General features: G+C 69.6%; 19 protein-coding genes. 11 read left to right on the forward strand and 8 right to left on the reverse strand.

Features of this window, described 5'->3' with window-relative positions; translation table 11 throughout:
- Nucleotides 1-101: 101 nt before the first annotated feature.
- Nucleotides 102-1589 (reverse strand): AAA family ATPase, encoded by a 1488-nt coding sequence (locus V2J18_RS21355; RefSeq protein ID WP_336132829.1) that lies wholly within the window; start codon nt 1587-1589, stop codon nt 102-104.
- A gap of 468 nt (nt 1590-2057) precedes the next feature.
- Between V2J18_RS21355 and V2J18_RS21360 the strand changes: the two genes are divergently transcribed.
- The 5 genes from V2J18_RS21360 (at nt 2058) to V2J18_RS21380 (ending at nt 7030) form a co-directional block, all read left to right on the forward strand.
- Nucleotides 2058-2966 carry an AEC family transporter gene (locus V2J18_RS21360; RefSeq protein ID WP_336132830.1) on the forward strand — a complete coding sequence of 303 codons (909 nt, stop codon included), beginning with the start codon at nt 2058-2060 and terminating at the stop codon, nt 2964-2966.
- A gap of 105 nt (nt 2967-3071) precedes the next feature.
- The gene (locus tag V2J18_RS21365; RefSeq protein ID WP_336132831.1) at nt 3072-3701 is read left to right on the forward strand and encodes a nucleotide-binding protein; all 630 of its coding nucleotides are present in this window, start codon (nt 3072-3074) and stop codon (nt 3699-3701) included.
- A 157-nt stretch (nt 3702-3858) separates the two neighbouring features.
- Nucleotides 3859-4335: a SixA phosphatase family protein gene (locus V2J18_RS21370; RefSeq protein ID WP_064745936.1), complete on the forward strand. Its 477-nt coding sequence runs from the start codon at nt 3859-3861 to the stop codon at nt 4333-4335.
- A complete protein-coding gene (locus V2J18_RS21375) occupies nt 4332-5039 on the forward strand; it encodes a YceI family protein (protein ID WP_261369967.1) in 708 nt (235 codons plus the stop codon). The genes V2J18_RS21370 and V2J18_RS21375 overlap by 4 nt, the downstream gene beginning before the upstream one ends.
- Nucleotides 5036-7030, forward strand: a complete 1995-nt coding sequence (locus V2J18_RS21380; protein WP_064745937.1) for a phospholipase D family protein — start codon at nt 5036-5038, stop codon at nt 7028-7030. The genes V2J18_RS21375 and V2J18_RS21380 overlap by 4 nt, the downstream gene beginning before the upstream one ends.
- Before the next feature lie 130 nt (nt 7031-7160).
- Here V2J18_RS21380 and V2J18_RS21385 read toward each other — a convergent pair whose 3' ends face one another.
- Both V2J18_RS21385 and V2J18_RS21390 read right to left on the reverse strand, forming a co-directional pair.
- Complete coding sequence (locus tag V2J18_RS21385) at nt 7161-7673, reverse strand: hypothetical protein (RefSeq protein WP_141233293.1); 513 nt, start codon at nt 7671-7673, stop codon at nt 7161-7163.
- Between the two features lie 53 nt (nt 7674-7726).
- Complete coding sequence (locus V2J18_RS21390) at nt 7727-10585, reverse strand: hypothetical protein (RefSeq protein ID WP_336132834.1); 2859 nt, start codon at nt 10583-10585, stop codon at nt 7727-7729.
- A 726-nt stretch (nt 10586-11311) separates the two neighbouring features.
- Between V2J18_RS21390 and V2J18_RS21395 the strand changes: the two genes are divergently transcribed.
- The 3 genes from V2J18_RS21395 (at nt 11312) to V2J18_RS21405 (ending at nt 13285) form a co-directional block, all read left to right on the forward strand.
- Nucleotides 11312-11497 (forward strand): hypothetical protein, encoded by a 186-nt coding sequence (locus V2J18_RS21395; protein ID WP_064745940.1) that lies wholly within the window; start codon nt 11312-11314, stop codon nt 11495-11497.
- 215 nt (nt 11498-11712) lie between these two features.
- Nucleotides 11713-12165, forward strand: a complete 453-nt coding sequence (locus V2J18_RS21400; protein WP_064745941.1) for a hotdog fold thioesterase — start codon at nt 11713-11715, stop codon at nt 12163-12165.
- Between the two features lie 64 nt (nt 12166-12229).
- Nucleotides 12230-13285: a LacI family DNA-binding transcriptional regulator gene (locus tag V2J18_RS21405; RefSeq protein ID WP_064745942.1), complete on the forward strand. Its 1056-nt coding sequence runs from the start codon at nt 12230-12232 to the stop codon at nt 13283-13285.
- A gap of 152 nt (nt 13286-13437) precedes the next feature.
- Here V2J18_RS21405 and eda read toward each other — a convergent pair whose 3' ends face one another.
- The 5 genes from eda to zwf form a co-directional block, all read right to left on the reverse strand.
- Entirely contained in the window at nt 13438-14082 is a 645-nt protein-coding gene (eda, locus tag V2J18_RS21410; protein ID WP_064745943.1) for a bifunctional 4-hydroxy-2-oxoglutarate aldolase/2-dehydro-3-deoxy-phosphogluconate aldolase, read from the reverse strand.
- Between the two features lie 32 nt (nt 14083-14114).
- Nucleotides 14115-14795 carry an HAD family hydrolase gene (locus tag V2J18_RS21415; protein ID WP_064745944.1) on the reverse strand — a complete coding sequence of 227 codons (681 nt, stop codon included), beginning with the start codon at nt 14793-14795 and terminating at the stop codon, nt 14115-14117.
- A 54-nt stretch (nt 14796-14849) separates the two neighbouring features.
- Nucleotides 14850-16682, reverse strand: coding sequence for a phosphogluconate dehydratase (gene edd, locus V2J18_RS21420; RefSeq protein ID WP_336132836.1), 1833 nt, complete (start codon nt 16680-16682; stop codon nt 14850-14852).
- A gap of 333 nt (nt 16683-17015) precedes the next feature.
- Nucleotides 17016-17771 (reverse strand): 6-phosphogluconolactonase, encoded by a 756-nt coding sequence (gene pgl / locus V2J18_RS21425; RefSeq protein WP_186442479.1) that lies wholly within the window; start codon nt 17769-17771, stop codon nt 17016-17018.
- Nucleotides 17755-19272: a glucose-6-phosphate dehydrogenase gene (gene zwf / locus V2J18_RS21430; protein WP_336132838.1), complete on the reverse strand. Its 1518-nt coding sequence runs from the start codon at nt 19270-19272 to the stop codon at nt 17755-17757. Before zwf ends, pgl begins: the two co-directional genes overlap by 17 nt.
- Before the next feature lie 150 nt (nt 19273-19422).
- On the opposite strand from zwf, the gene V2J18_RS21435 reads away from it, so the two are divergent.
- Genes V2J18_RS21435 through nagA form a run of 3 tightly spaced genes read left to right on the forward strand, consistent with a single transcriptional unit; the run spans nt 19423 to nt 22365 of the window.
- A complete protein-coding gene (locus V2J18_RS21435) occupies nt 19423-20175 on the forward strand; it encodes a GntR family transcriptional regulator (protein ID WP_064745950.1) in 753 nt (250 codons plus the stop codon).
- 35 nt (nt 20176-20210) lie between these two features.
- On the forward strand, nt 20211-21221 hold the full coding sequence (locus tag V2J18_RS21440; RefSeq protein ID WP_064745981.1) for an SIS domain-containing protein: 1011 nt from the start codon (nt 20211-20213) through the stop codon (nt 21219-21221).
- 10 nt (nt 21222-21231) lie between these two features.
- Nucleotides 21232-22365, forward strand: coding sequence for an N-acetylglucosamine-6-phosphate deacetylase (gene nagA, locus V2J18_RS21445; RefSeq protein ID WP_336132839.1), 1134 nt, complete (start codon nt 21232-21234; stop codon nt 22363-22365).

Below are 22365 nucleotides of genomic sequence, written 5' to 3' on the forward strand. Positions count from 1 at the left end.
GATCCGCGCCCCTTCAACGCCGCAGCGACGATCGTGGCCATGGCGGTCGTCGCCGCGATCGCCGCATTGCCTCCTGCATCCCGCCCGAAAACGGCGCGCGCTCAATCCGCCGCGACGGTGCGGCCGCGCGCCCATTCGCGCAAGGCCTCGACCTGTTCGGCCATCGTCACCGACAGCGGCCGGGTCTGCTTGAGTTCGCCGCGCAGCACGAAATCCGACAGCGGCGCGCCGGCCGCATGCGCGGCGTACAGCGCGGCGACGATGGCCTGTTCGATCTCGGCGCCGGAAAAGCCCTCGCTGGCGGCGGCCAGCGCCGGCAGATCGAACTGCTGCGGTTCCAGCGCGCGCTTGCGCAGATGGGTCGCGAACAATGCCTCGCGCACCTCGGCCACCGGCAGGTCGACGAAGAAGATCTCGTCGAAGCGGCCCTTGCGCAGCAGTTCCGGCGGCAAGGCCTCGATCTGGTTCGCGGTCGCGACCAGGAACAGCCTGGACTTGCGCTCGGCCATCCAGGTCAACAGATAGCCGAGCACGCGCCGCGACACGCCGCCGTCGCCATCGCCGCCGCCGGAGGCCAGTCCCTTCTCGATTTCGTCGATCCACAGCACCGCCGGCGCCAGTTGCTCGGCCGAGGCCAGCGCCGCGCGCAGGTTCTTTTCGGTTTCGCCGTGGAACTTGTCGTACAGGGTGCCGAAATCCAGGCGCAGCAGCGGCACGCCGAAGCCGGAAGCCACCGCCTTGGCCAGCATCGATTTGCCGCAGCCCTGCACGCCCAGCAGCAACATGCCCTTGGGCGGGTCCAGGCCCGGCGGCGGTTCGGCGCCGGTAAACACGCTGCGGCGCTGTTCGACCCAGCGCTTGAGCCGGCGCGCGCCGGCCACCTCGTTCATGCGCGCGCTGTCGTATTCGTAATGCAGATGGCCGGAACGGTTGAGCAGTTCGAACTTGAGCTTGGCCAACTCCGGCAGGTCGTCGGCGCCGATCGCACCGTCGCGGAAGATCAGGTGGCGGGCGATACGGCGCGCATCGACCAGGTCCAGGCCGCGCAGATTGCGCACGATCTGCCCGACCGCCTCGGCATCGCTCTCGACCCGGCGCCCGCCGTGCTCGCGCATGTAGTTGGCCGCTTCCTCGCGCACCAGCTTGAGCAGCGCGTTGGCGTCGGGCAGGCGCGGCGCGAAGCGCACCGCCAGCGAGTCCAGATCCGCCGGCAACTCGACCTGATGCCCGACCAGCACCAGCACGTGCGGCTCGCAGTCGCGGCGCTGGGCGATCTCGCGCAGCTGGCGCTGGGTGCTGGCGTAGCCCAGGTAGGGGTGGGCGTCGAACAGCAGATAGATGCCGCGCTGGTCGGCATCGCGGATCGCCTGCAAGGTGGTGGAGATGTCCGGCGCGACATCGGCCTCGTCCTCGCGGTCCAGATCGATCCGGCGCAGGCCTTCGGTGATCGACCAGCGATGCAGCGTGCGCCAGACGTTCATCAGCGCCTGGCGGAACAGTTCGACCACCCGCGCTTCGTCGCGGGTCTCGATCACGATCAGGGCGGTGTTGGAACGGATCAGCGCGGTCAGGTCTTGCAGGTCGCTCATCGGGATAGTTCTTCCGTGGAGCGGACATGATACGGCGGCGGGACGGGGCCGCCGAAAGCCAGGGCAGCGCCAATGCCCGCGCCCGCTGCGCGGTCGCCGCCGCTTCTTGCGAAGCGGGCGACGGCAACGTCCGCATCGACGCCAAACCGGCGGCGGTGAGCGCCGGCACCGCCCCCCATGCCAGCACCAACGCCAATACCGGTACCCATCCCATCGCCAATGCCATCGCGGGCACGGGTACGGATACGGGCGCCGGCTACTGCCGCAACGGCGGCAGCGACGCACTCCGCTCCGCCCGATGCGCTCCCCCGAGACGGCGCCCTCCTTTGTGATAGCAGGCCGGGAGAGATTCGCTTTTGCCCCCTCCGTCCGAGCGCCCCCTACCGCGCCTAAGCCGAAAGCCGCCTTGAGCCCGCGCCGCGCAACCGCGACCATCGTCCTACCGTTGCGCACCGACGACTCCCGCCCATGGCCTTCGACGCCTTCGCCCTGGTCCTGGCCATGCTGGTCCTGGGCTACCTGTTCCAGCGCCTGCGCGCGCTGCCGGACAACGCCGCCCAGACCCTCAACCTGGTCGTGCTCTACGTCTGCCTGCCGGCGGCGGTGCTGCGCTACGCCCCGCGGCTGCAGCTGGAGCCGGCCCTGCTCGGCGTCGCCGCGGTACCGTGGCTGTTGCTCGGCGCGACCGTCCTGCTGGTCGGCGCCCTGGCCCGGCTGCTGAAGCTGCGCCGCGACGAACAAGCGGTGCTGCTGCTGACCGTGGCCCTGGGCAACACCAGCTTCCTCGGCTACCCGCTGACCCGCGCCCTGATCGGCGAACACGCCCTGCCCTATGCGGTGGTCTACGACCAGTTCGGCGCCTTCCTGATCCTGTCGACCTTCGGCCTGTGGGTGCTGGCCCGTTACGGCGGCGACGCCCGCCCCGGCCCGCGCGACATGCTGCGGCGGGTGCTGCGCTTCCCGCCGCTGTGGGCGCTGCTGATCGGTTTCGGCGTCATGCCCGCCGAGCCGCCGGGCTGGATCGCCGGCGGACTGCAGCGCCTGTCCGACGCCCTGCTGCCGCTGGCCATGCTGACGATCGGCCTGTCGGTGAAACTGACCCTGCCGCGCGAAGAACTCAAACCGCTGGCCGCCGGCCTGGCGCTGAAACTGGCGCTGATGCCGGCCCTGGCCTGGCTGCTGCTGCCCTGGCTGGGCCTGCACGGCGAAGCGGCCCGCACCGTGGTGCTGGAATCGGCGATGCCGTCGATGGTCACCGCCGGCGCCCTCGCCATTGCCTACAACCTGGCCCCCCGCCTGACCGCGGCGATGGTCGGCTACGGCTTGCTGCTGTCCCTGCTGACCCTGCCGTTGTGGGCCGGCGTCGGCACCGGCTGAGGTCGGCGCCGACTTGGCGTTACCGGTCACACCCCACCCCGCCCCTGTGATGACCCGTCCCCGCCCCCGGTGTACGCTGCGGGTTCCTTCCGGAGGGGAGCTCGCATGAAAACCGTGCTGGTGGCCAGTTCCAAGGGCGGGGTCGGCAAGACCACGATCGCGACCCATCTCGCCGCGCAGGCGGCCTTGGACGGGTTGCGCACGGCCTTGATCGACGCCGATCCGCAGGGCTCCTCGACCCGATGGGCGCAGCGCCGCTCGGTGCTGGAAAGCGCGGTCCTGCCGTTGGACGGCACGCGCAGGAAGGCCTGGCGCAAGCACCTGCCCGAAGACGCCCAGCGCACGGTCATCGACGCGCCGGCCGGGGCGATGGCCGAGGACCTCGACGGCTTTCTCGAAATCGCCGACGCAGTGGTGGTGCCGGTGCAGCCCTCGACGCTCGACATCGAGGCCACCGTGCCCTTCCTCGACACCCTGGCCCAGCACCCGCGGGTGCGCCGCGGCCAGCTCCGGGTCGGCCTGCTCGGCAACAAGCTCAAGCCCTGGACCAACGCCTCGCAGCAGGCGGTGGAACTGCTGCGCGAATGGCCCTACCCGGTGGTCGGGCAGATCCGCGACAGCCAGGCCTATGTGGTCATGACCGCGCTCGGCAAGAGCCTGTTCGACTACCACTCGCAGCAGATCCGCGACCACCAGGCCGACTGGCAGCCGCTGCTGAAGTGGATCCGCAAATAAGCCCCTCGCCCGCGCGCGCCGGCGTCGCCGCCTGCGGCGCGCGTTCACGCGCCTGCCGCCGATGCGCCGCTACCCTTGGGCGACGCCGGCAGGCATGCTTCGACCACGTTCGCGCCCCCGCCGCGGTCCGTTTCCTTTCCTCACCACACTGGCTCTCATGCGCGAATTGATCCTGTTGCGTCACGCCCACGCCGAGCCCGCCGCCCAAGGCCAGGCCGACCTCGACCGCCCGCTGTCCGCCGAGGGGCTGGCCGAAGCCGAAGCCGCCGGACGCTGGCTGGCACAGAACAAACTGGTCCCCGACTGCGTACTGTGTTCGCCGTCGCGGCGCACCCGCGAGACCCTCGAGGCCGTGCTCGGCGCGGTCGGCTATGTCGAACAGCGCATCGAGCCGTCGATCTACGAGGCCACGCCGGGCACCCTGATCGGCCTGGCCGATACCCACCCGGAGGCCGACCGGCTGATGCTGGTCGGCCACAACCCGGGCCTGGAGCGGCTGGCGGCGCTGCTGCACAGCGGCCAGTCCGGCGACTACCGCGGCATGCCGCCGGCGGGCATCGCCGTGCTCACCGTGCCGCCCGGCACCAGCCTGGAACCGGGCATCGCCCAGCTCAGCCAGTTCTGGTGGCCGTGAGCCCATCGGCGCCGGCGCCGAGGCGCTGGCGGGGCCGGGCCCTGCGCGTCCTGGGCGGTATCGCGCTGGCGCTGTGCGCCGCAGCGGCCGGCGCGGCGCAGCCCCCGGCCGCGCCGCACAACCCGCCGTCGAGCCAGGGCTTCGATCCGCTCCACACCCGTTTCGGCTTCGAACTGCGCACCCGCTGGGGCCAGAAGGTCAGCGGCGAGTTCCCGCGCTACGAAGGCGAGGTCGCGACCCTCGCCGACGGTCGCCACCAGGTCCGTATCCGCCTCGCCACCGCCGCGGTGGTGGTCGGCGACTCCGAGCGCTACACCCGGCTGGCGCGCGGCGAGCGTTTCTTCGATGCCGCCCGCTATCCGACCATCGAATTCGTGTCCGAGCCGCACGCCGCCGACCTGGTCCGCACCGGCGGCCCGCTGCGCGGCCGGCTGACCCTGCATGGGGTCAGCCGCTGGGAAACCTTCGTCCTGCCGCCGGGCGCCTGCGCCCGCCCCGGCGAGGACTGCGACGCTTACGCCTACGGCAGCGTCAGCCGCTACGACTACCGCCTGGACGGCTGGCAGCTCGCGCTCGGCGACCGGGTCCGTTTCACCATGCAGGTACGGTTGAAGCCTGCAGGCCTCAGAATGGCCGACCCGAAACCCAGCGATAGCAAGACTCCGGCCGGCGACGGCGCGGAACGCAAGGAGCCGTCCCGTTGAACCCCGTGCCGCGCGGCCTGGCCGCCGCCCTGCTGGCCTTGAGCCTGTCCGCCTGCGCGACCCTGAGTCCGGCGCAGCGCGACCGCGCCAGCGAGATCGCCGCGCAGGCCCGCTCGCAGCAGCTCGACTGCACCGCCGCCGACGCCTGCGCCCAGCCCTCGCCGCTGCGCGAACTGGGTCTGCGCGCGCGCGCCGCCTCGACCCCGGAACAACCGCGCCATTACGCCCTGATCCTGGACCGCGGCCCCGACGCGATGCTGGCGCGGCTGGACCTGATCCGCGGCGCCCGCCGCAGCCTGGACCTGCAGACCTACATCTTCGACGAGGACGACGCCGGCAAGCTGGTGCTGGACGAACTGCTCGCCGCCGCGCGCCGCGGCGTGCGCGTGCGCCTGCTGCTGGACCAACTGTCGGCGCTGCGCCACGTCGACACCCTGGCCGCGCTGTCGGGCGCGCACGTCAACTTCGAAGTCCGGCTGTACAACCCGGTGCTGCAGCGCGCCCGGATAAGCTATCCGCAGTACGTGCTCGCCGCGGCCTGCTGCTGGCGCCGGCTCAACCAGCGCATGCACACCAAGCTGCTGCTCGCCGATCGCCAGACCGGCATCGCCGGCGGGCGCAACTACCAGGACGACTATTACGACTGGGACGACGAGTACAACTTCCGCGATCGCGACGTGCTGGTCGCCGGTCCGGTCGCCGACCTGATGGGCGACGACTTCGAACTGTTCTGGAACGACCGCCGCAGCGTGCCGGTCGAGCGCCTCGGCGATGTCGGCCGGCGCCTGCTCAAGCAGGGCGTGCCGGAACTGCCCAAGGCCGAGTTCGAACGCCCGCAGCGCGCCGCGCGCATGCGCGAGGACGCCGCCGACACCGAGCAGGTGCGCCAGCGGCTGGCCGCGCACGCGCTGGAGGTCGGCGCGGTGCGCTACATCTCCGACACGCCGGACAAGCATCGCGAGGACAGCGCCGCTGCCGCGCTGGCCTCCGATTCGCTGCGCAACCTGATCGCCAACTCGCGCAGCGAAGTGATGCTGCAAACGCCCTACCTGGTGCTGTCGAAGTCGGCGCAGCAATTGTTCCGCACCCTGCACGAACGTCCCGACGCGCCGCGGGTGATCGTCTCGACCAACAGCCTGGCGGCGACCGACGCCTTCATCGCCTACGCGCTGTCGTACAAGTACAAGCGCCGCTACCTGCGCGAGTTCGGCTTCGATATCTACGAGTACAAGCCCTTCCCGGCCGATGCGCCGATCGACATCGCCGCCACCGGCGCGCAGCTGCCCGACCTGGATCTGCCCGGCCTGCCCGACTCGGACGGCGCGGACCAGAGCGTGCGCCGCGATCGCAGCCGACCCAGCCGCGTCGCGTTGCAGGGCAGCGGATCGCGCGGCAGCCTGCCCGACCGCAGCAGCGTGCTCTACGGCCAGCGCTACCGCCAGCCGCTGGCGCGCGAGTACGCCGCGATCCGCTACGCGCGCCGGCGCAGCAACGAGCCGGTGCCGCTCAAGCGCGCCGGCGTGCGCATCGGCATGCACGCCAAGTCGATGGTCATCGACGAACGCATCGGCGTGATCGGCACCCACAACTTCGACCCGCGCGGCGATCACTACAATACCGAAAGCGCGGTGGTGATCGACGATCCGGCCTTCGCCCGCGCATTGGCGGACAGCATCCGCCGCGACATCGCCCCGGCCAACTCTTGGGTGATCGCGCGCCGCGACAAACCGCCGGTGTTCTCGGGCCTGGAGTATTCGCTGGCCAAGATCTCCGAGCATTTGCCGATCTTCGACCTGTGGCCGGTGCGTTACGCGACCAGCTACGAATTCGTGCCGGGTCCGAACTGCCCGCACCCGCTGTACCGCAACGACCCGGGCTTCCGCGCCTGCTACAAGCCGGTCGGCGACTTCCCCGAGGTCAACCTCGGCGTGAAGAGCCTGACCACGCGCATGTTCACCGCCTTCGGAGCGGGCTTGGCGCCGATTCTTTAGAAGCGCGGATCGTAGACGCGGCGGCGCCCGACCGTCCGCACGCTGCGGCGTTGCTGCAGCGGGGCGCGAGCGCAGCCGCTTCGAACGCAAGGACGCGCCCCGGGCATGGCCCGGGGTCCGCCGCCGGGCGCTACCTCCGCCCGGGGTCGCGTTCGACGATCGTGCCCGGGGGAAGATCGGGCCGAGCCGGGCCGTCGTCGGTGATCACCCAGTAGCGGCCGTCCCTCTGCTTTTCGATACGCGCCCTGGGAATGTTGGAGCGGACGCTTTCGGCCGGCGTCGGCGCAACCCTGGGACCGAACCGCTCGCGGGCCACGTAGGCCATGCGTTCGGCTTCCGGCAGCGTTTCGGGATCGGCCGGCGCGATCGGTTCCTCGGCGGCAGCGCGCGCCGGCGTTCCCGGGTCGTGGTCGGTCAGGTGCCGGTTCAGCAGTTCCTGGTCGCGCACCTCGGACCGCCCCGCGCGCTCGGATCCATCGCCGCTGCGCTGCGCTCCCGGGACGGACGCCGAGCCGGTGGCCGATCGGGTGGCGTCTTGCCCGAACCACCCCGCGAGCTTGCCCCGCAGCGGCTCGCAAGCCACCAAGAGCAACCCTCCGAACAGCGCCGCCAGCGCGGCGCCCCAGACCCATTTCGCTTGCATGATTCGCTGCCTCATTGGTAGGCAGCGCCCCGTCGCCGGGGCGCTGCGCGCGATCACTCCACCAGCTTGCCGGGATTTTCCCGTACGAACTGCTCCTTGGCGCTGCGCATGCCCTGCGAGAACGGCGCCTCGTACATGTTGCGCAAACCGCCCGCGTAGTAGTCGTTCGCCGTAGCGTACGCGCCCGCTCGCTTGCGGTCGTTGAGGTAATCGAGCTGCGCCGGGTCCTTGTCGATCAGATACTTGTAGATGCTGGTATTGATGTCGTAAACGCAGCCGCCGCGGTTCTTGCAGTACGCGCTGTCGTCGTGCAGGACGCCCGCCCGCCAGATTTCCGTCGTCGACTTCGCCGACACCGTGCCGTAGGCGGCATGGGCCAGGAACGAGATCGGGCGGCCGGTGGCCTTGGTGGTGAGATACCGGCTATCGGCCAGCCGGTCCAGATCTTCGTTCAGGTACGTCTGCACGACTTCCGCCAGGCCTTCGGTGATCGCCGTGCTCGGCCAACCGTTGTTGCCCGCGTGACTCAGGAACAAACTCTTGCGATCCAACTCGTGCGCCATTTCGTGCCCAAGCTCCCAAGGGACGTACATCCCGGCGCGGTAGGACGGATTGTCGGCGAAGGCATAGATCCAGAAGGCTCGGTTCAAGCCCGCCTCCGACCGGTCGGACACCTCGCCGTACGAGGTGCCGCCTGCGAACGTCGCGTTCTGGTGATATTCGTTGAAATCGATGATCCCTTCGACGAACGGCGAGAAGCTTTCCTGCCAGTTGTAGGAGTTCGCGGTTACGTAGAAATCGCCGGCGCGATAGTTATGGCCGTTCTTCTCCGATTCGCTCCAGCGGTTCCGCAACACCTTCTTGTAGAAGTGCTCGTGCGCCAGATCGAACTCTTTGACGATCCGATCCATGATGTAGGTAGATGAAGCTGCGACCAAATCGCTCGGCTTCTGCGCCCAGACGCGCCAATCGTAGCCGCCGCGGTTGTAGGTGAACTTGACGTCGAAGTAATAGTCGTCTGCGCCCGCCCGGTCCCGATAGGGCCGGCACATGCTGTATTGCTCGCAGCCCCCCAGCAGACCGGTCTTGCTCAGTACGTAGCTCAAGGCCATGACCATGCCCTTGTGCCGCGTCTTGCCGGCGAGGATCGCGTTGCTGACCGTGGCGGTGATCGGCTTGATCCGATCCCTCCACCAGGCCAGCAGCACGTCGTACTGGAGAGCGGCCTGGTAGCGCGAGGAGAACTGGTACGTACCGTAGGCCTCCATCAGCTCGCGCATCAGTGCGGCCTGCGCCCCGCCCGATTGGTAAGGACTCTCGGACAGGATCGCGCTGTTGGCGGCGTCGAACGCCGCGCCGTAGGTGTTGTAGAAGGCGTTGCGCAACGTCGATTCGTTGCGGATCCGTTCGGCGGCCACCTGCCCCCTCGTCGTCCGGCATTGGTACTTGAACTTGCCGATGCTGACTTCGGATTGGCTGTAGCTGCCCCGGCTGTCGGTGACCAGCAGGGTTCCGTCGCTATTGCGATACACCGGAAGCCCTTGCAGCAGCTGGACGTCGAACATGGTCAGGGGATATTCGACCGCATCGATCCCGCTGCCGGCGTTGAGCTTGAAGGTCGCCGAATAGGTGTAGCTGCCGTTGCGCGCGTCCGTAGCCTGCAGATAGACCTTCTGCGGCAGGCCGCCAGGCGTGGTGCCATAGCTGGTGTTGGTGGCGATATTGCGCTTGTCCTTGGCGTCGTAGTACCCGGCCGAGCCCACGCTGAGGCTCAACGGAAAGTACAACGGGTTGTCGCCGACGGACTTCGGCGTGTAGTTGGGCTTATAGACGATCTCGAACTGCACGCTGTCGCAATGCGGCGCGACCGCATTCACCTCGACGTTCGGGTTCTGGTAGCTCTGATCGTAGGCCCGGTTCGACATGCTGAAGCTGACCCAGCTCCCGGTCGAAATCGCTTGTCGATAGCCCTTATCCGTGCCTGCGGCGAACGCGACGTCGACCCGGTCGTCCGCGCCCGGCAGGGCGCCGGAGTCGGTCTTGCGCTTCGGGTAGCGCACTTCGGTGGTGAACGGCTGGGCGTTGTGCGCCAGCTTGGTCGAGAACAGGCTGTTGCGCAGCACGTTCATCAGATAGCCGGGCAAGCGGCTCATGAACGCGTTGGCGTTGAGGTATTCGTGCGCCCGATGTCCCGGCGCGTCGGCCGGAACGAACAAGGACACATAGTTGTTCATGTACTTCAGACGCTCGATCACCGCCTGGGTGGTGGTGATCAGATAGTCCTTGCGCGCGGCGTCGTAGGGCAGCGTATCGGCGCCGTCGGCGAACAACAGGGCGATGTTGCGGACCAGTTCGCTGTTGGTCGCGGTGGGGAAGTTCGCCGGCGCGTCGCTGTTGAACGCGTAGATGGAGCGGTTCGGCGTGCCCGAGCTGTAGACCAGCACGTCCATGGCGGTCTGGATCTTCTCGATCAGCCAGCTCGGCTGGCTCGAGATGGGCCGGTCGATCGGCTGGTTGACCAGCCCCATGCGCAGGAACGCCACCAGGCTGTTGAGCTCGTTGAGCTTGGAATCGAACGCATCGGCGTCGCCGCTCAGGCCCGGCAGCTCCCGCGCTTTGCCGGCGATCGCGTCCGCGACCCAGTACAGGTGGTCCGCGGTATAGACGTCGCTGGCCGAAACCTGGCCCGCGCCCATCCCCACATTCGAATTGATGCAGACGATTCCGCCGCTGAAATTCATCTGCGCCACCTTGGCGGCGAAGTTGGAATCGTTCCAGAACTTGGCGACGTTGTTTTCCGGACGACTGCATGTGTCGTCGCGCGGATTGCTTACCGCAGCCGCGGTCGCTGCCGCCGGAACGGCCCCCGCCGCCATCAGCAACAACGCCAATGAACCACTTTTCGCTCGCATGATCGAACCCCTGTTGGCGAGGCCCCGGGCGTGGCCCGGTCTCGGATACGTGGAGAAACGCGTTTTGGGCACATGCGGTAGCCGGATCCGCTATCCGTTTCGGAGTCTCCCCCCGGCTGGGTGGCACAGCCGGTTCCGATGCCGCGGCGACACGCCCAAGCGCGGATCGAGCGTCGGCCGGCGCACCCGGGCCGGGCTCCGACGTTCGACTGCGCGCTCAGGGCCTCGCTCGACGGCGTCCGTCGATCCTGCGTTCCCCGGGACGATGTTCCGCTCCGGGGCCTTCGAGCCCGATCCCATTAGGGCAGACCTGCGCGCAAAATCGTATACGGAATACTCTTAGATGCCGGACCGGGCACAGCCCTCGTCCGACGCGGCCTGATGCGGGCCCAAACGGCCCGGAGGGCTCGGCACAGGGGCGAAAGGCAGCGGGCGGGGGGCGTCGCAGGCGGCCCGGGTGCAGCGGCCGCGCGCCCGGGCGGTCACATTTTCCGCCCTTGCTAGGTCTTCAGTCATAGGCGCGGCGATGCAACCAAGCCGCTCCAGCAGACATCATCTACGAACCCTGGCAGGTGCGCCGCACCCGCCGCCCGGTCCGGACCCCCTGTTCAGGATCTCGCCGAAAGAACCATGACTTACGGCACGGGTGGGAACTACGTTAGGTGTTGTACTTTACCAACACACCGAAGCACTACGACTCCACAACACGAGGAAGAGGAAACCGCCATGAACGCTCTGACCACCAACCGCACCGCCACCACGACCGCCCCGACCAACGCCAAGACCGCCGCTCCGGTCCGCCACCTGCACCGCCAGCGCGATTTCGGCGTCGGCTACGGCAACAGCAGCGGCTACGCCAGCAACCGCAGCTACACCAGCAACTGGGTCCAGCCGCGCTTCCGCTTCGCCTGATCGCCGGTCGCCGACCATGGACCGGCCGATCGCAGCAATACCCCTGCCCCTTTCACCCCGACCCGGATCGGCGCGCCCTCGCAGTCACTGCCCGGCGCGCCGAATCCGGGCTTCTTGATCCACCGCGCGGGTTCCGCGCCGCTGCCGTTTCCGTCGCAACGCGTTCCGCCGCATCGCGGCTGGCCGGGCCTCGCCCGCGCCGCTATCGTGGCGCGATGAACGCCCCCGACTCCGCTTCCGCCGCGCGCCCTGTGTTCCGCGGCACCACCACCGTCGACGACCTCAACCGGCTTTCGCGCAACACCGCGATGGAACCGCTCGGCATCGTCTTCACCGAAATCGGCCCCGACTACGTGCGCGGCACCATGCCGGTCGACGCCCGAACCCACCAGCCCTACGGCCTGCTGCACGGCGGCGCCTCGGTCCTGCTCGCCGAAACCCTGGGCAGCAGCGCCGGCAACCTGTGCTGCCCCGAGGGCAAGGTCTGCGTCGGCATCGAGATCAACGCCAACCATGTGCGCGGCGTGCGCCGCGGCCTGGTCACCGGCACCGCGCGGCCGCTGCACATCGGCGGCAGCACCCAGGTATGGGAGATCCGTATCGAAGACGAGGCCGGCCGCCTGGCCTGCATCTCGCGCCTGACCCTGGCCGTGGTACCCAAGGTCTGAGCCGGCGAGTAGGCTAGACCTCCGACGGCGCCGTCCGCGCCGGCCGCGCCGCCGCAGGAGCCCCGTGCGCCGACCCACCATCAAAGACGTCGCCGAACTCGCCCAGGTCTCGCTGAAGACCGTCTCGCGGGTCATCAACGACGAATCCGGCGTCCGCGCGCGCACCCGCGCGCGGGTGCACGAGGCCATCGCCGAGCTCGACTACCGGCCCGACCCCTCGGCGCGCAGCCTGCGCAGCGCCCAGCCGTATGCGCTGGGCGTGGTCTACGACAATCCGAACCCGTACTACATCATCAGCGTGCAGAACGGCGTGCTCGCCGCTTGCCGCGAGACCGGCTACGGACTGCAGATCCATCCCTGCGATTCGTCCTCGCCGCTGTTGGCCGCCGACCTGATCGACCTGGTCCAGGGCGCGCGTCTGGCCGGGCTGGTGCTGGCGCCGCCGATGTCCGAGCGCATGGAGCTGGTCAGCGAACTGGTCGCGCACGGCATCAAGCTGGTGCGCATCGTGTCCGCCGCCGAGGACCCCAAGGACGGCTCGCCCTGCGTCTGGGTCGACGACCGCGACGCCGCCTACGACATCACCGAGCACCTGATCCAGCTCGGCCACCAGCGCATCGGCTTCCTGTGGGGCGGCAAGTCGCACCGCTCCAGCTGGGAGCGCTACAAGGGCTATGCGCAGGCGCTGGCCGACTACGGCATCGGCGAGGACGAAAACCTGGTCCTGCCGGGCGACTATTCCTTCGACGACGGCTTCCGCGGCGCGCGCCGCCTGTTCGCCCTGCCGGACCGGCCGACCGCGATCTTCGGCAGCAACGACGAGATCGCCGCCGGCGTGCTGGCGGCGGCCAAATCCTCGGGCATGCACGTGCCCTACGACCTGTCGATCGCCGGCTTCGAGGACAGCCCGTTCTCCAAGCAGTCCTGGCCGACGTTGACCACGGCGCGGCAGGCCACCGAAGAAATCGCCCGGCATGCAGCGTACCGGCTGATCGCCGAGCTGCGCCGCGAGACCGACCAGCCGGTGGAAGCGCCGGCCAACGAGGGCTTCAGCCCGATCCTGGTGGTGCGCGGCTCGACCGCGCCGCCGCGGCCGGCCGGGGGCCCCGGGGGCGCCTGAGCCGGCGCAGCGGTCGGAACCGGAACCGGTCGTCGCGCGCCCTCACCCCGGCCCTCTCCCGCAGGCGGGAGAGGGAGACCGGCCGGCTTCGCCGCAATTTCCCCGGGCGGCGCATCCGTCCCCTCTCCCATACGCGAGAGAGGAAAACACACTCACTTCAACGCCGCCGCCTCGCGCGCCAGCGCTTCGATCTTGGTCCAATCGCCGGCCTGCACCGCCGCCGCCGGCGCCACCCAGGAGCCGCCGACGCAGGGCACGTTCTTCAACGCCAGATACTCGCCGGCGTTGTGCGCGCCGATCCCGCCGGTGGCGCAGAAGCGCAGCTCGGGCAGGGGCCCGCCGATGCCCTTGAGCGCGGTCGCGCCGCCGATCGATTCGGCCGGGAAGAACTTGAGCTGGGTGTACCCCTGCTCCAACAATGCCATCGCTTCCGAGGCGGTGGCCGCGCCGGGCAGCCACGGCAGGTCGATGTCGCGCGCGGCGGCGAGCAGGCCCGGCGAACTGCCCGGCGACACCGCGAAAGTCGCGCCGGCCTTCAACGCGTCGGTGAAATCCGACGGCCGGCGCACGCTGCCGACGCCGACCGCAGCGCCTTCGACTTCGGCCGCGATCGCGCGCACCGCGTCCAGCGCCACCGGCGTGCGCAAGGTGACTTCGATCGCCGGCAAGCCGCCGGCGACCAGGGCGCGCGCCAGCGGCACGGCATCCTTCACGTCCTCGATCACCAACACCGGCACCACCGGCGCCAGCGCCAATACCGCGCCGACGCGCTTTTGCAGATCCTGGATCGAACTCATGGATTGAAACTCCGGATTCACGGGCGCCGCGCTTACGGACGCGCAGCCACTTCGTCGATGTGCTTGAGCAGGTCGGCCGGGTCCTCGTAGACCCGGAACGCGCCGGCGCGCTCGAGTTCTTCCTGGCCGTAACCGCCCGACAGCAACCCCACGCCGAGCGCACGCGCGCGGCGCGCGGCGAGCAGGTCCCAGATGCTGTCGCCGACCACCACCGAATGCTCGATGTCGGCGCCGACCTGGTCGGCCGCGGCCAGGAACAGATCCGGGTCGGGCTTGGCGTGCTTGACCATGTCGCGGGTGATCACCACCGAACGCTCCGGATCGACGCCGAGCGCGACCAGATTATGGCGCGCGGTCTCCATCCGGCCGCTGGTCGCGATCGCCCAGGGAATGCCGTTGTCGCTCAGATACGCCAGCAGCTCGACCGCGCCCGGCAGCGGCCGGATCTGGGTCGCCTGCGCGGCGTAGGCCTGCGCATGCAGACGGTGCAGGCGCTCGACCCGCTCCGGGGTGATGTCGATCCCGGTCTCGCGCAGCAGGATGTTGGTGAACAAGCCGCCGCTCATGCCGATCTTGCGGTGGATCCGCCACACCGACAGCGGAATGCCGTCGGCGTCGAGCGCGTGCTTCCACGCCAGCACATGCTGGTAAACGCTGTCGACGAGCGTGCCGTCGAGGTCGAACAGGAAGGTGGTACGTACGGGGGCGGGCATGGGCGGCCGGGATTGGGGATGAGGGGATTCGGGATTCAGGACTCGAGCGGGCGATCAAAGCGGCAGCGGCGGAAACACCCCGGCGCCCTGATCGGCCGGCGCCGCGTAACCGCGGAAGGCGGCGAACAGCTCGCGGCCGAAACCGACGTGGTGCGCCGACAGGTCGGCCGTGGTCTGCTCGCGCGCGGCCCAATCGGCCGGCTCGATCACGCTCAAGCTGCCCGCCACCGCATCCACCCGCACCACGTCGCCGTCGCGCAGCTTGGCCAGCGGGCCGCCGGCGCTGGCTTCGGGGGTGACGTGGATCGCCGCCGGCACCTGCCCCGACGCGCCGGACATGCGCCCGTCGGTGACCAGGGCGACGCGGTGGCCGCGCTTCTGCAGCACGGTCAGGGTCGGGGTGAGCTGGTGCAGTTCGGGCATGCCGTTGGCGCGCGGGCCCTGGAAGCGCACCACCACGACCACGTCGCGGTCGAGTTCGCCGCGCTCGAAGGCTTGCTTGACCTCGTGCTGCTCGGCGAACACCCGGCACGGCGCCTGCACCGTCCAACGGTCTTCCGGCACCGCCGAGACCTTGATCGCGGCGGTGCCGAGATTGCCGTTCAGCACGCGCAGGCCGCCGTCGGCGCGGAACGGCTCGGCGACCGGGCGCAGCACCGCGGTGTCGGCGCTGGCCGGCGCCGAGGGCACATAAGCGACCGTGCCGTCGTCGGCCAATCGCGCTTCGACCCGGTAGCGCGCCAGGCCCGGGCCGGCGACGGTTTCGACGTCGCCGTGCAACAGGCCGTGGTCGAGCAGTTCGCCGATCAGGAAGGCCAGCCCGCCGGCGGCGTGGAAATGGTTCACGTCGGCGCTACCGTTCGGATACACCCGTGCCAGCAGCGGAATCGCCGAGGACAGCGCGTCGAAGTCTTCCAGACGCAATTCGATGCCGGCCGCCGCCGCCATCGCGATCAGGTGCAGCAGGTGGTTGGTCGAACCGCCGGTGGCGTGCAGGCCGATCACGCCGTTGACGATCGCGCGCTCGTCGACGATCCGGCCGATCGGACGGTAGTCGTCGCCCAGCGCGGTGATCTGCGCGGCGCGCTGCGCCGCCTGCGCGGTCAGCGCATCGCGCAGCGGCGTATTGGGATGGACGAAGCTCGAACCCGGCAGGTGCAGGCCCATCATCTCCATCAACATCTGGTTGGAGTTGGCGGTGCCGTAGAAAGTGCAGGTGCCGGGCCCGTGGTAGCTGCGCGCCTCGGCCTCGAGCAGTTCCTCGCGGCTGGCCTCGCCGGTGGCGTAGCGCTGGCGCACGCGCGACTTCTCGTCGTTGGGCAGGCCCGAGGTCATCGGCCCGGCCGGCACGAAGATGCCCGGCAGGTGGCCGTACTGCAGCGCGCCGATCAGCAGGCCGGGCACGATCTTGTCGCACACGCCCAGGTACAGCGCCGCATCGAACATGTCGTGCGACAGCGCGATCGCGGTCGACATCGCGATCACATCGCGCGAGAACAGCGACAGCTCCATGCCTTCGCGGCCCTGGGTGACGCCGTCGCACATCGCCGGCACGCCGCCGGCGACCTGGGCGGTGGCGCCGCAATCGCGCGCCGCGGTCTTGATCAGTTCGGGAAAGCGCTCCAGCGGCTGATGCGCGGAGAGCATGTCGTTGTAGGAATTGACGATGCCCAGGTTGGGCGCGACGCCGCTGCGCAGCGCCTGCTTGTCGCCGACCGTGCAGGCGGCGAAGCCGTGGGCCAGATTGCCGCAGGACAGACGCCGCCGGTGCGGACCGCTGCCGCTGGCCGCCTCGATGCGGGCCAGATAGGCGGTCCGGCGCGCTCGGCTGCGTTCGACGATGCGTTGCGTGACTTGCGCGACTACGGGGTGCAGTTGGGTATTCACGGGTACTCGGTCAATGCCAGGCGCTGGCGGAAGAAGCCGGACGCTCCTCTCTCCAACGACAGAGGCCGACCGGTTCCCCCTTCGAAAAGGAGGTAGGGGGGATGTGCTCTTCCTACACCTTCCGCAGAAGCAAAGGCAAAAGCAAATCCCCCCACGCCCGCGAAGCGGGCGCTGCCCCTTTCGTCGAAAGGGGCGACAGCAAAAGCCGTAACTTGGGAGGGGAGGGAGTCAGGGCTTGGCTGTCTTGGGCGCCCAAGCTGTGGCGGGCGCCAAGGAGTCCGAGATTAGGGATTCGGGATTAGGGATTGGCAGAGCAGAGCGGACGGCTCTCGCTCACGGGCTCCAGTAAAGGGTCGGGGGGTGCGGGGCGCCCAGCAGCACGGAACGGATCGGCAGGTTGTTGCGCGGGTCGCGCTGGGCGTTGTCGAGCACCGCGCGCTTCTTCTCGCCTTCGATGTGCAGGTACAGCGCCGGCGCGGTGAAGATCGCGCTCAGGGTCAGGGTCATGCGCGGCTCCGGCATGGCCTCGGTGCGGATCGCCATCACCGGCGCGCGGCCGCGCGGCTGCAGGCCGATTTCGCGCAGCGCCGGGTTGTCGCGGCCCAGGTCCGGAAACAGCGAGGCGACATGGCCGTCGTCGCCCATGCCGAGCACCGCGACGTCCAGCGGCAGGCCTTCGTTGGCGATCTTGGTCAGCACCGGCATCAGCGCCGCTTCCGGCGTCTCGGTCGGCCGGTACAGCGGCAGCAGGCGCGCCGCGACGGCGTTGTGCTGCAACAGGTGCTCGCGCAGCAGGCGTTCGTTCGAACGCGGATGCTCCGGCGGCAACCAGCGTTCGTCGATCGGCAGCACGGTGACCCGCGCCCAGTCCAGGGTCTGGGTCGACAACGCCTGGAAGAAGCGCTTGGGCGTGTTGCCGCCGGACAGGGCGATGCAGGCCTCGCCGTGGCGAGCCAGGGCACCGCGCAGGTCGGCGGCGACCTGGCGCGCCAGCGCCTGGGCCAGGTGTTCGCCGTCGTCGAACAGGCGCTCGTGCAGCGGCAGCGGCAAGGGTTCGATCACTTTCAGTCGCTCAGCCTGCATCTTCATGCCAGGTCCTCCCATCGCGTTCGATCAAGGCCACCGCGGCGCTCGGGCCCCAGCTGCCGGCGGTGTACGGACGCGCCGCGTCGGCGCTCGCCGCCCAGGCGGCGCGGATCGGGTCGATCCATTTCCAGGCCGCGTCGACTTCGTCGCGGCGCATGAACAACATCGGGTTGCCGCGCACCACGTCCATCAACAGGCGCTCGTAGGCGTCGGCCTGGCGCCCGCCGAACGCGGCGGCGAAGCTCATGTCCAGCGGCACGTGGCGCAGGCGCAGGCCGCCGGGGCCCGGCACCTTGTTCATCAGCCACAGCTTCACGCCTTCGTCGGGCTGCAGACGCAGCACCAGCTTGTTCGGCGCCAGGCGGCTGGACGGGTCCTGCTCGGTCAGGTCTTCGAAGATCGAATGCGGCACCTGGCGGAAGGTGACCACGATCTCCGAGACGCGCTCGGCCAGGCGCTTGCCGGTGCGCAGGTAGAACGGCACCCCGGCCCAGCGCCAGTTCTTCACTTCGGCTTTGAGCGCGACGAAGGTTTCGGTCAGCGACTGCGCGCCGAGTTCCTGCGCATAGCCCGGCACCGCGCGGCCTTCGACCGCGCCGGCCTTGTACTGGCCGCGCACGGTCATCTGCGCGGCGTTGCCGTTCTCGATCGGGCGCAGCGCGCGCAGCACCTTCAGCTTCTCGTCGCGGATCGCGTCGGCGGCGAGCGAGGACGGCGGTTCCATCGCCACCAGGCACAGCAACTGCAGCAGATGGTTTTGGACCATGTCGCGCAACGCGCCGGACTTGTCGTAGTACGGCGCGCGCGATTCCACGCCGACGGTTTCGGCGACGGTGATCTGCACGTGGTCGATGTGCTCGGCCTTCCACAGCGGCTCGAACAGCGCATTGCCGAAGCGCAGCGCAGTCAGGTTCTGCACCGTCTCTTTGCCGAGGTAGTGGTCGATGCGGAAGATCTGGGTTTCGGCGAACACCCGCGCCAGCGCGTCGTTGATGGTGTCGGCGCTGCGGCCGTCCTTGCCCAGCGGCTTCTCCACCACCACCCGCGTCTTCGGGTTGACCAGGCCGTGCGACTGCAGGCGGTCGCCGACCACGCCGAACAGGTCCGGGCCGACCGCGAGATAGAACACCCGCACCCGTTCCTGGTCGGGAAACTCGCTCGCGAACTCCGGCCAGCCGGCATCGGAACTCAGGTCCAGGCGGCGGTAATGCAGCAGCGCCAGGAAACCGTCCAAGGCCTCGCCCTGCTGCGCCTGCTCGCCGGCGAAGCTGCGCAGCGCGTCGCGGACCTTGCCGCGGTAGTCCTCGTCGCTGCGCTCGTCGCGGGCGATGCCGACCAGGCGGGTGCCGGCGACGATCTGGCCGTCGACATAGCGATGGAACAGCGCCGGCAGCAGCTTGCGCAGGGCCAGGTCGCCGGTGCCGCCGAAGATCACCAGATCGAACGGGGCCAGCGGCGCCGAATGCGGGGCCTGGGAGGGGGACGGCACGGAGTAGACGCTCATGGTCGGGCTCGGACTGGTCTGGGTGAAACCATACCAGCAAAGATACCAGTAAGATACCACTCCGACAAATTAACCATAATTCAATCATTTATACGCGACTTACGCGCCTTTGTTGCCGCCATTGGTCTTGCACTGGTATCTTTTCACACTATGCAGCCCTACCTGCTCGACGAGTTCCGCCGGCAGTCCGACGCGCGACGCGCGCCGGCCTACCAGCACCTGCGCCGGACCCTGCAGCACGCGATCGAGAACGGCGAGCTGACCGCCGGCCAGGCCCTGCCCGGCGAGCGCGAGCTCGGCAAATGGCTGGACCTGTCGCGGGTCACCGTGCGCAAGGCCATCGCCGGCCTGGTCGCCGACGGCCTGCTGGTGCAGCGCCAGGGCGCCGGCACCTTCGTCGCCGAGCGCATCGTCAAATCGTTCTCGCGCCTGACCAGCTTCACAGACGACCTGCGCGCGCGCGGCCTCGATCCGCGCTCGACCTTCCTCGAGCGCGGCGTCGGCGAGGTCACGCCGGAAGAAGCGATGGCGCTGAACCTGTCGCCGGGTGCGCAGGTGATCCGCTACTACCGCCTGCGCACCGCCGACGGCGTGGCGCTCGCGCTCGAGCGCACGGTGGTTCCCGCATCGGTGCTGACCACGCCCGACATGGTCGAGAACTCGCTGTACGAAGCCTTCGCCAAGCTCGGCATCCGCCCCAGCCGCGCCCTGCAGCGGCTGCGCGCGATCGCCTTCGACGCCGAGCAGGCGCGGCTGATGAACCTGCCCGAAGGCGCGCCCGGATTGTTCATCGAACGCCGCACCTTCCTCGACGACGGCCGCGTCGTCGAATTCACCCGGTCCTTCTACCGCGGCGACGCCTACGACTTCGTCGCCGAACTACAGAGCGAAACCACGCCGTGACCACCCAGACCCTGCTCGACCCGACCGGTACCCGCATGTACGCCGAGGCGCAGGAGGCCGGCGATGCGGTCGCGCGCCAGTTCCAAGCCAATGCCGACCTCGTCGACGACCTGGTCGACCGCCTGCGCCAGCGCCCGCCGCGCTTCATCGTCACCTGCGCGCGCGGCAGCTCGGACCACGCCGCCACTTACGGCAAGTACCTGTTCGAAACCCAGCTCGGCCTGGTCACCGCCTCGGCCTCGCCGTCGGTGGGCTCGGTCTATGCGGTCAAGCCGCAGCTGCAGGACGCGCTGTTCGTCGCCGTCTCGCAGTCGGGCAAGAGCCCGGACCTGGTGCGCAACGCCGAGATCGCCAAAGCCGCCGGCGCCCACGTCGTCGCCCTGGTCAACGTGACCGATTCGCCGCTGGCCCAGATCGCCGACACCGTGCTCGGCCTGCACGCCGGGCCGGAGACCAGCGTGGCGGCGACCAAGAGTTACCTGTGTTCGCTGGCCGCGCTGCTGCAGCTGACCGCGCGCTGGAGCCACGAGGCGCGCCTGTTCGACGCCGTGCACGCCCTGCCCGACGCGCTGCGCGAGGCCTCGCGCCAGGACTGGTCGGCGCTGGTCGACGGCCTGGTCGATGCGCGCAATCTGTTTGTGATCGGCCGCGGCCTCGGCCTCGGCGCGGCCCAGGAAGCGGCGCTCAAGTTCAAGGAAACCTGCGGCCTGCACGCCGAGGCGTTCAGCAGCGCCGAGGTCAAGCACGGGCCGATGGCGATCGTCGGCCCGGGCTTCCCGGTGCTGGCCTTCGCCCAGGACGACGGCACCGGCGACGGCACGGTCGCGGTGGCGCGCGAATTCCGCCAGCGCGGCGCGCCGGTGTGGCTGGCCGCGCCGGGCATCCACGGCGGCGACAGCCTGCCGCTGGCGCGCTCGCTGCATCCGGCGATGACGCCGCTGATCACCGTGGCCAGCTTCTACAAAGCGGTGAACGCCTTGTCCGTGGCGCGCGGGCACAACCCGGACCTGCCGCCGCATCTCAACAAAGTCACCGAAACGGTTTGAGGACACTGCCATGACGGCCACCGCCTTCGTCAACGGCCGCGTGCTCGGCGAGCGCGGCTTCGAATCCGACCTCAGCGTGATCGTCGAGGAAGGCCACATCGTCGCGGTGCTGCCCGGCCCCGCGCCGCGCAGCGCCGACACGATCGATCTGCGCGGCCGCTATCTGGTGCCCGGCTTCATCGACACCCAGGTCAACGGCGGCGGCGACGTGCTGTTCAACGACCAGCCGACGGTCGAAGGCGTGCGCCGCATCGCCCAGGCACACCGCAAGTTCGGCACCACCGGCCTGCTGCCGACCCTGATCAGCGACGACGTCGCGGTGATGCGCGACGCGATCGGCGCAGTGCGCGAGGCCATGCACCAAGGCCTGCCCGGCGTGCTCGGCATCCATCTGGAAGGCCCTTACCTGGCGCAGGCGCGCAAAGGCGTGCACGACCCGGACAAGTTCCACACCCCGGGCGAGGACGAACTGGAGCTGGTCGCCTCGCTCGGCATCGGCAAGACCGTGCTGACCCTGGCCCCGGAACGTTTCGACGACGCCGTCCTGCAGGCCCTGGCCGCGCGCGGCGTGCTGGTCTGCGCCGGCCACACCGCCGCCGATTACCAACGCCTGCGCTCGGCCTTCGCCCACGGCGTGCGCGGCGTGACCCATCTGTTCAACGCCATGACCCCGCTCGGCAGCCGCGAGCCCGGCGGCGTCGGCGCCTGCATCGACGACCCGGACAGCTGGTGCGGGGTGATCGTCGACGGCGAACACGTGCACGACGCCTCGCTGCGCATCGCCATCGCCGCCAAGCCGCGCGGCAAGATCATGCTGGTCACCGACGCGATGCCGCCGGTCGGCGGCGAGCGGGAGGACTTCGTCCTCTACGGCCAGACCATGACCTGCCGCAACGGCAAGTGCAGCACCGCCGAAGGCACCCTGGCCGGCTCCGCGCTGGACATGGCCAGCGCCGTGCGCAACACCGTGCGCCGGCTCGGCCTGCCGCTGGACGAAGCCTGCCGCATGGCCTCGGCCTACCCGGCCGACTTCCTCGGCCTGGGCGACGAGTTGGGCCGGATCGCGCCGGGCTACCGCGCCGACCTGGTCGCGCTGGACGAGGACCTGCAGGTGACCGGGACCTGGATCGGCGGCTTGCCTTGA

The sequence above is a fragment of the Lysobacter firmicutimachus genome (genome assembly GCF_037027445.1).
GTDB classification, from domain to species: Bacteria; Pseudomonadota; Gammaproteobacteria; order Xanthomonadales; family Xanthomonadaceae; genus Lysobacter; species Lysobacter firmicutimachus.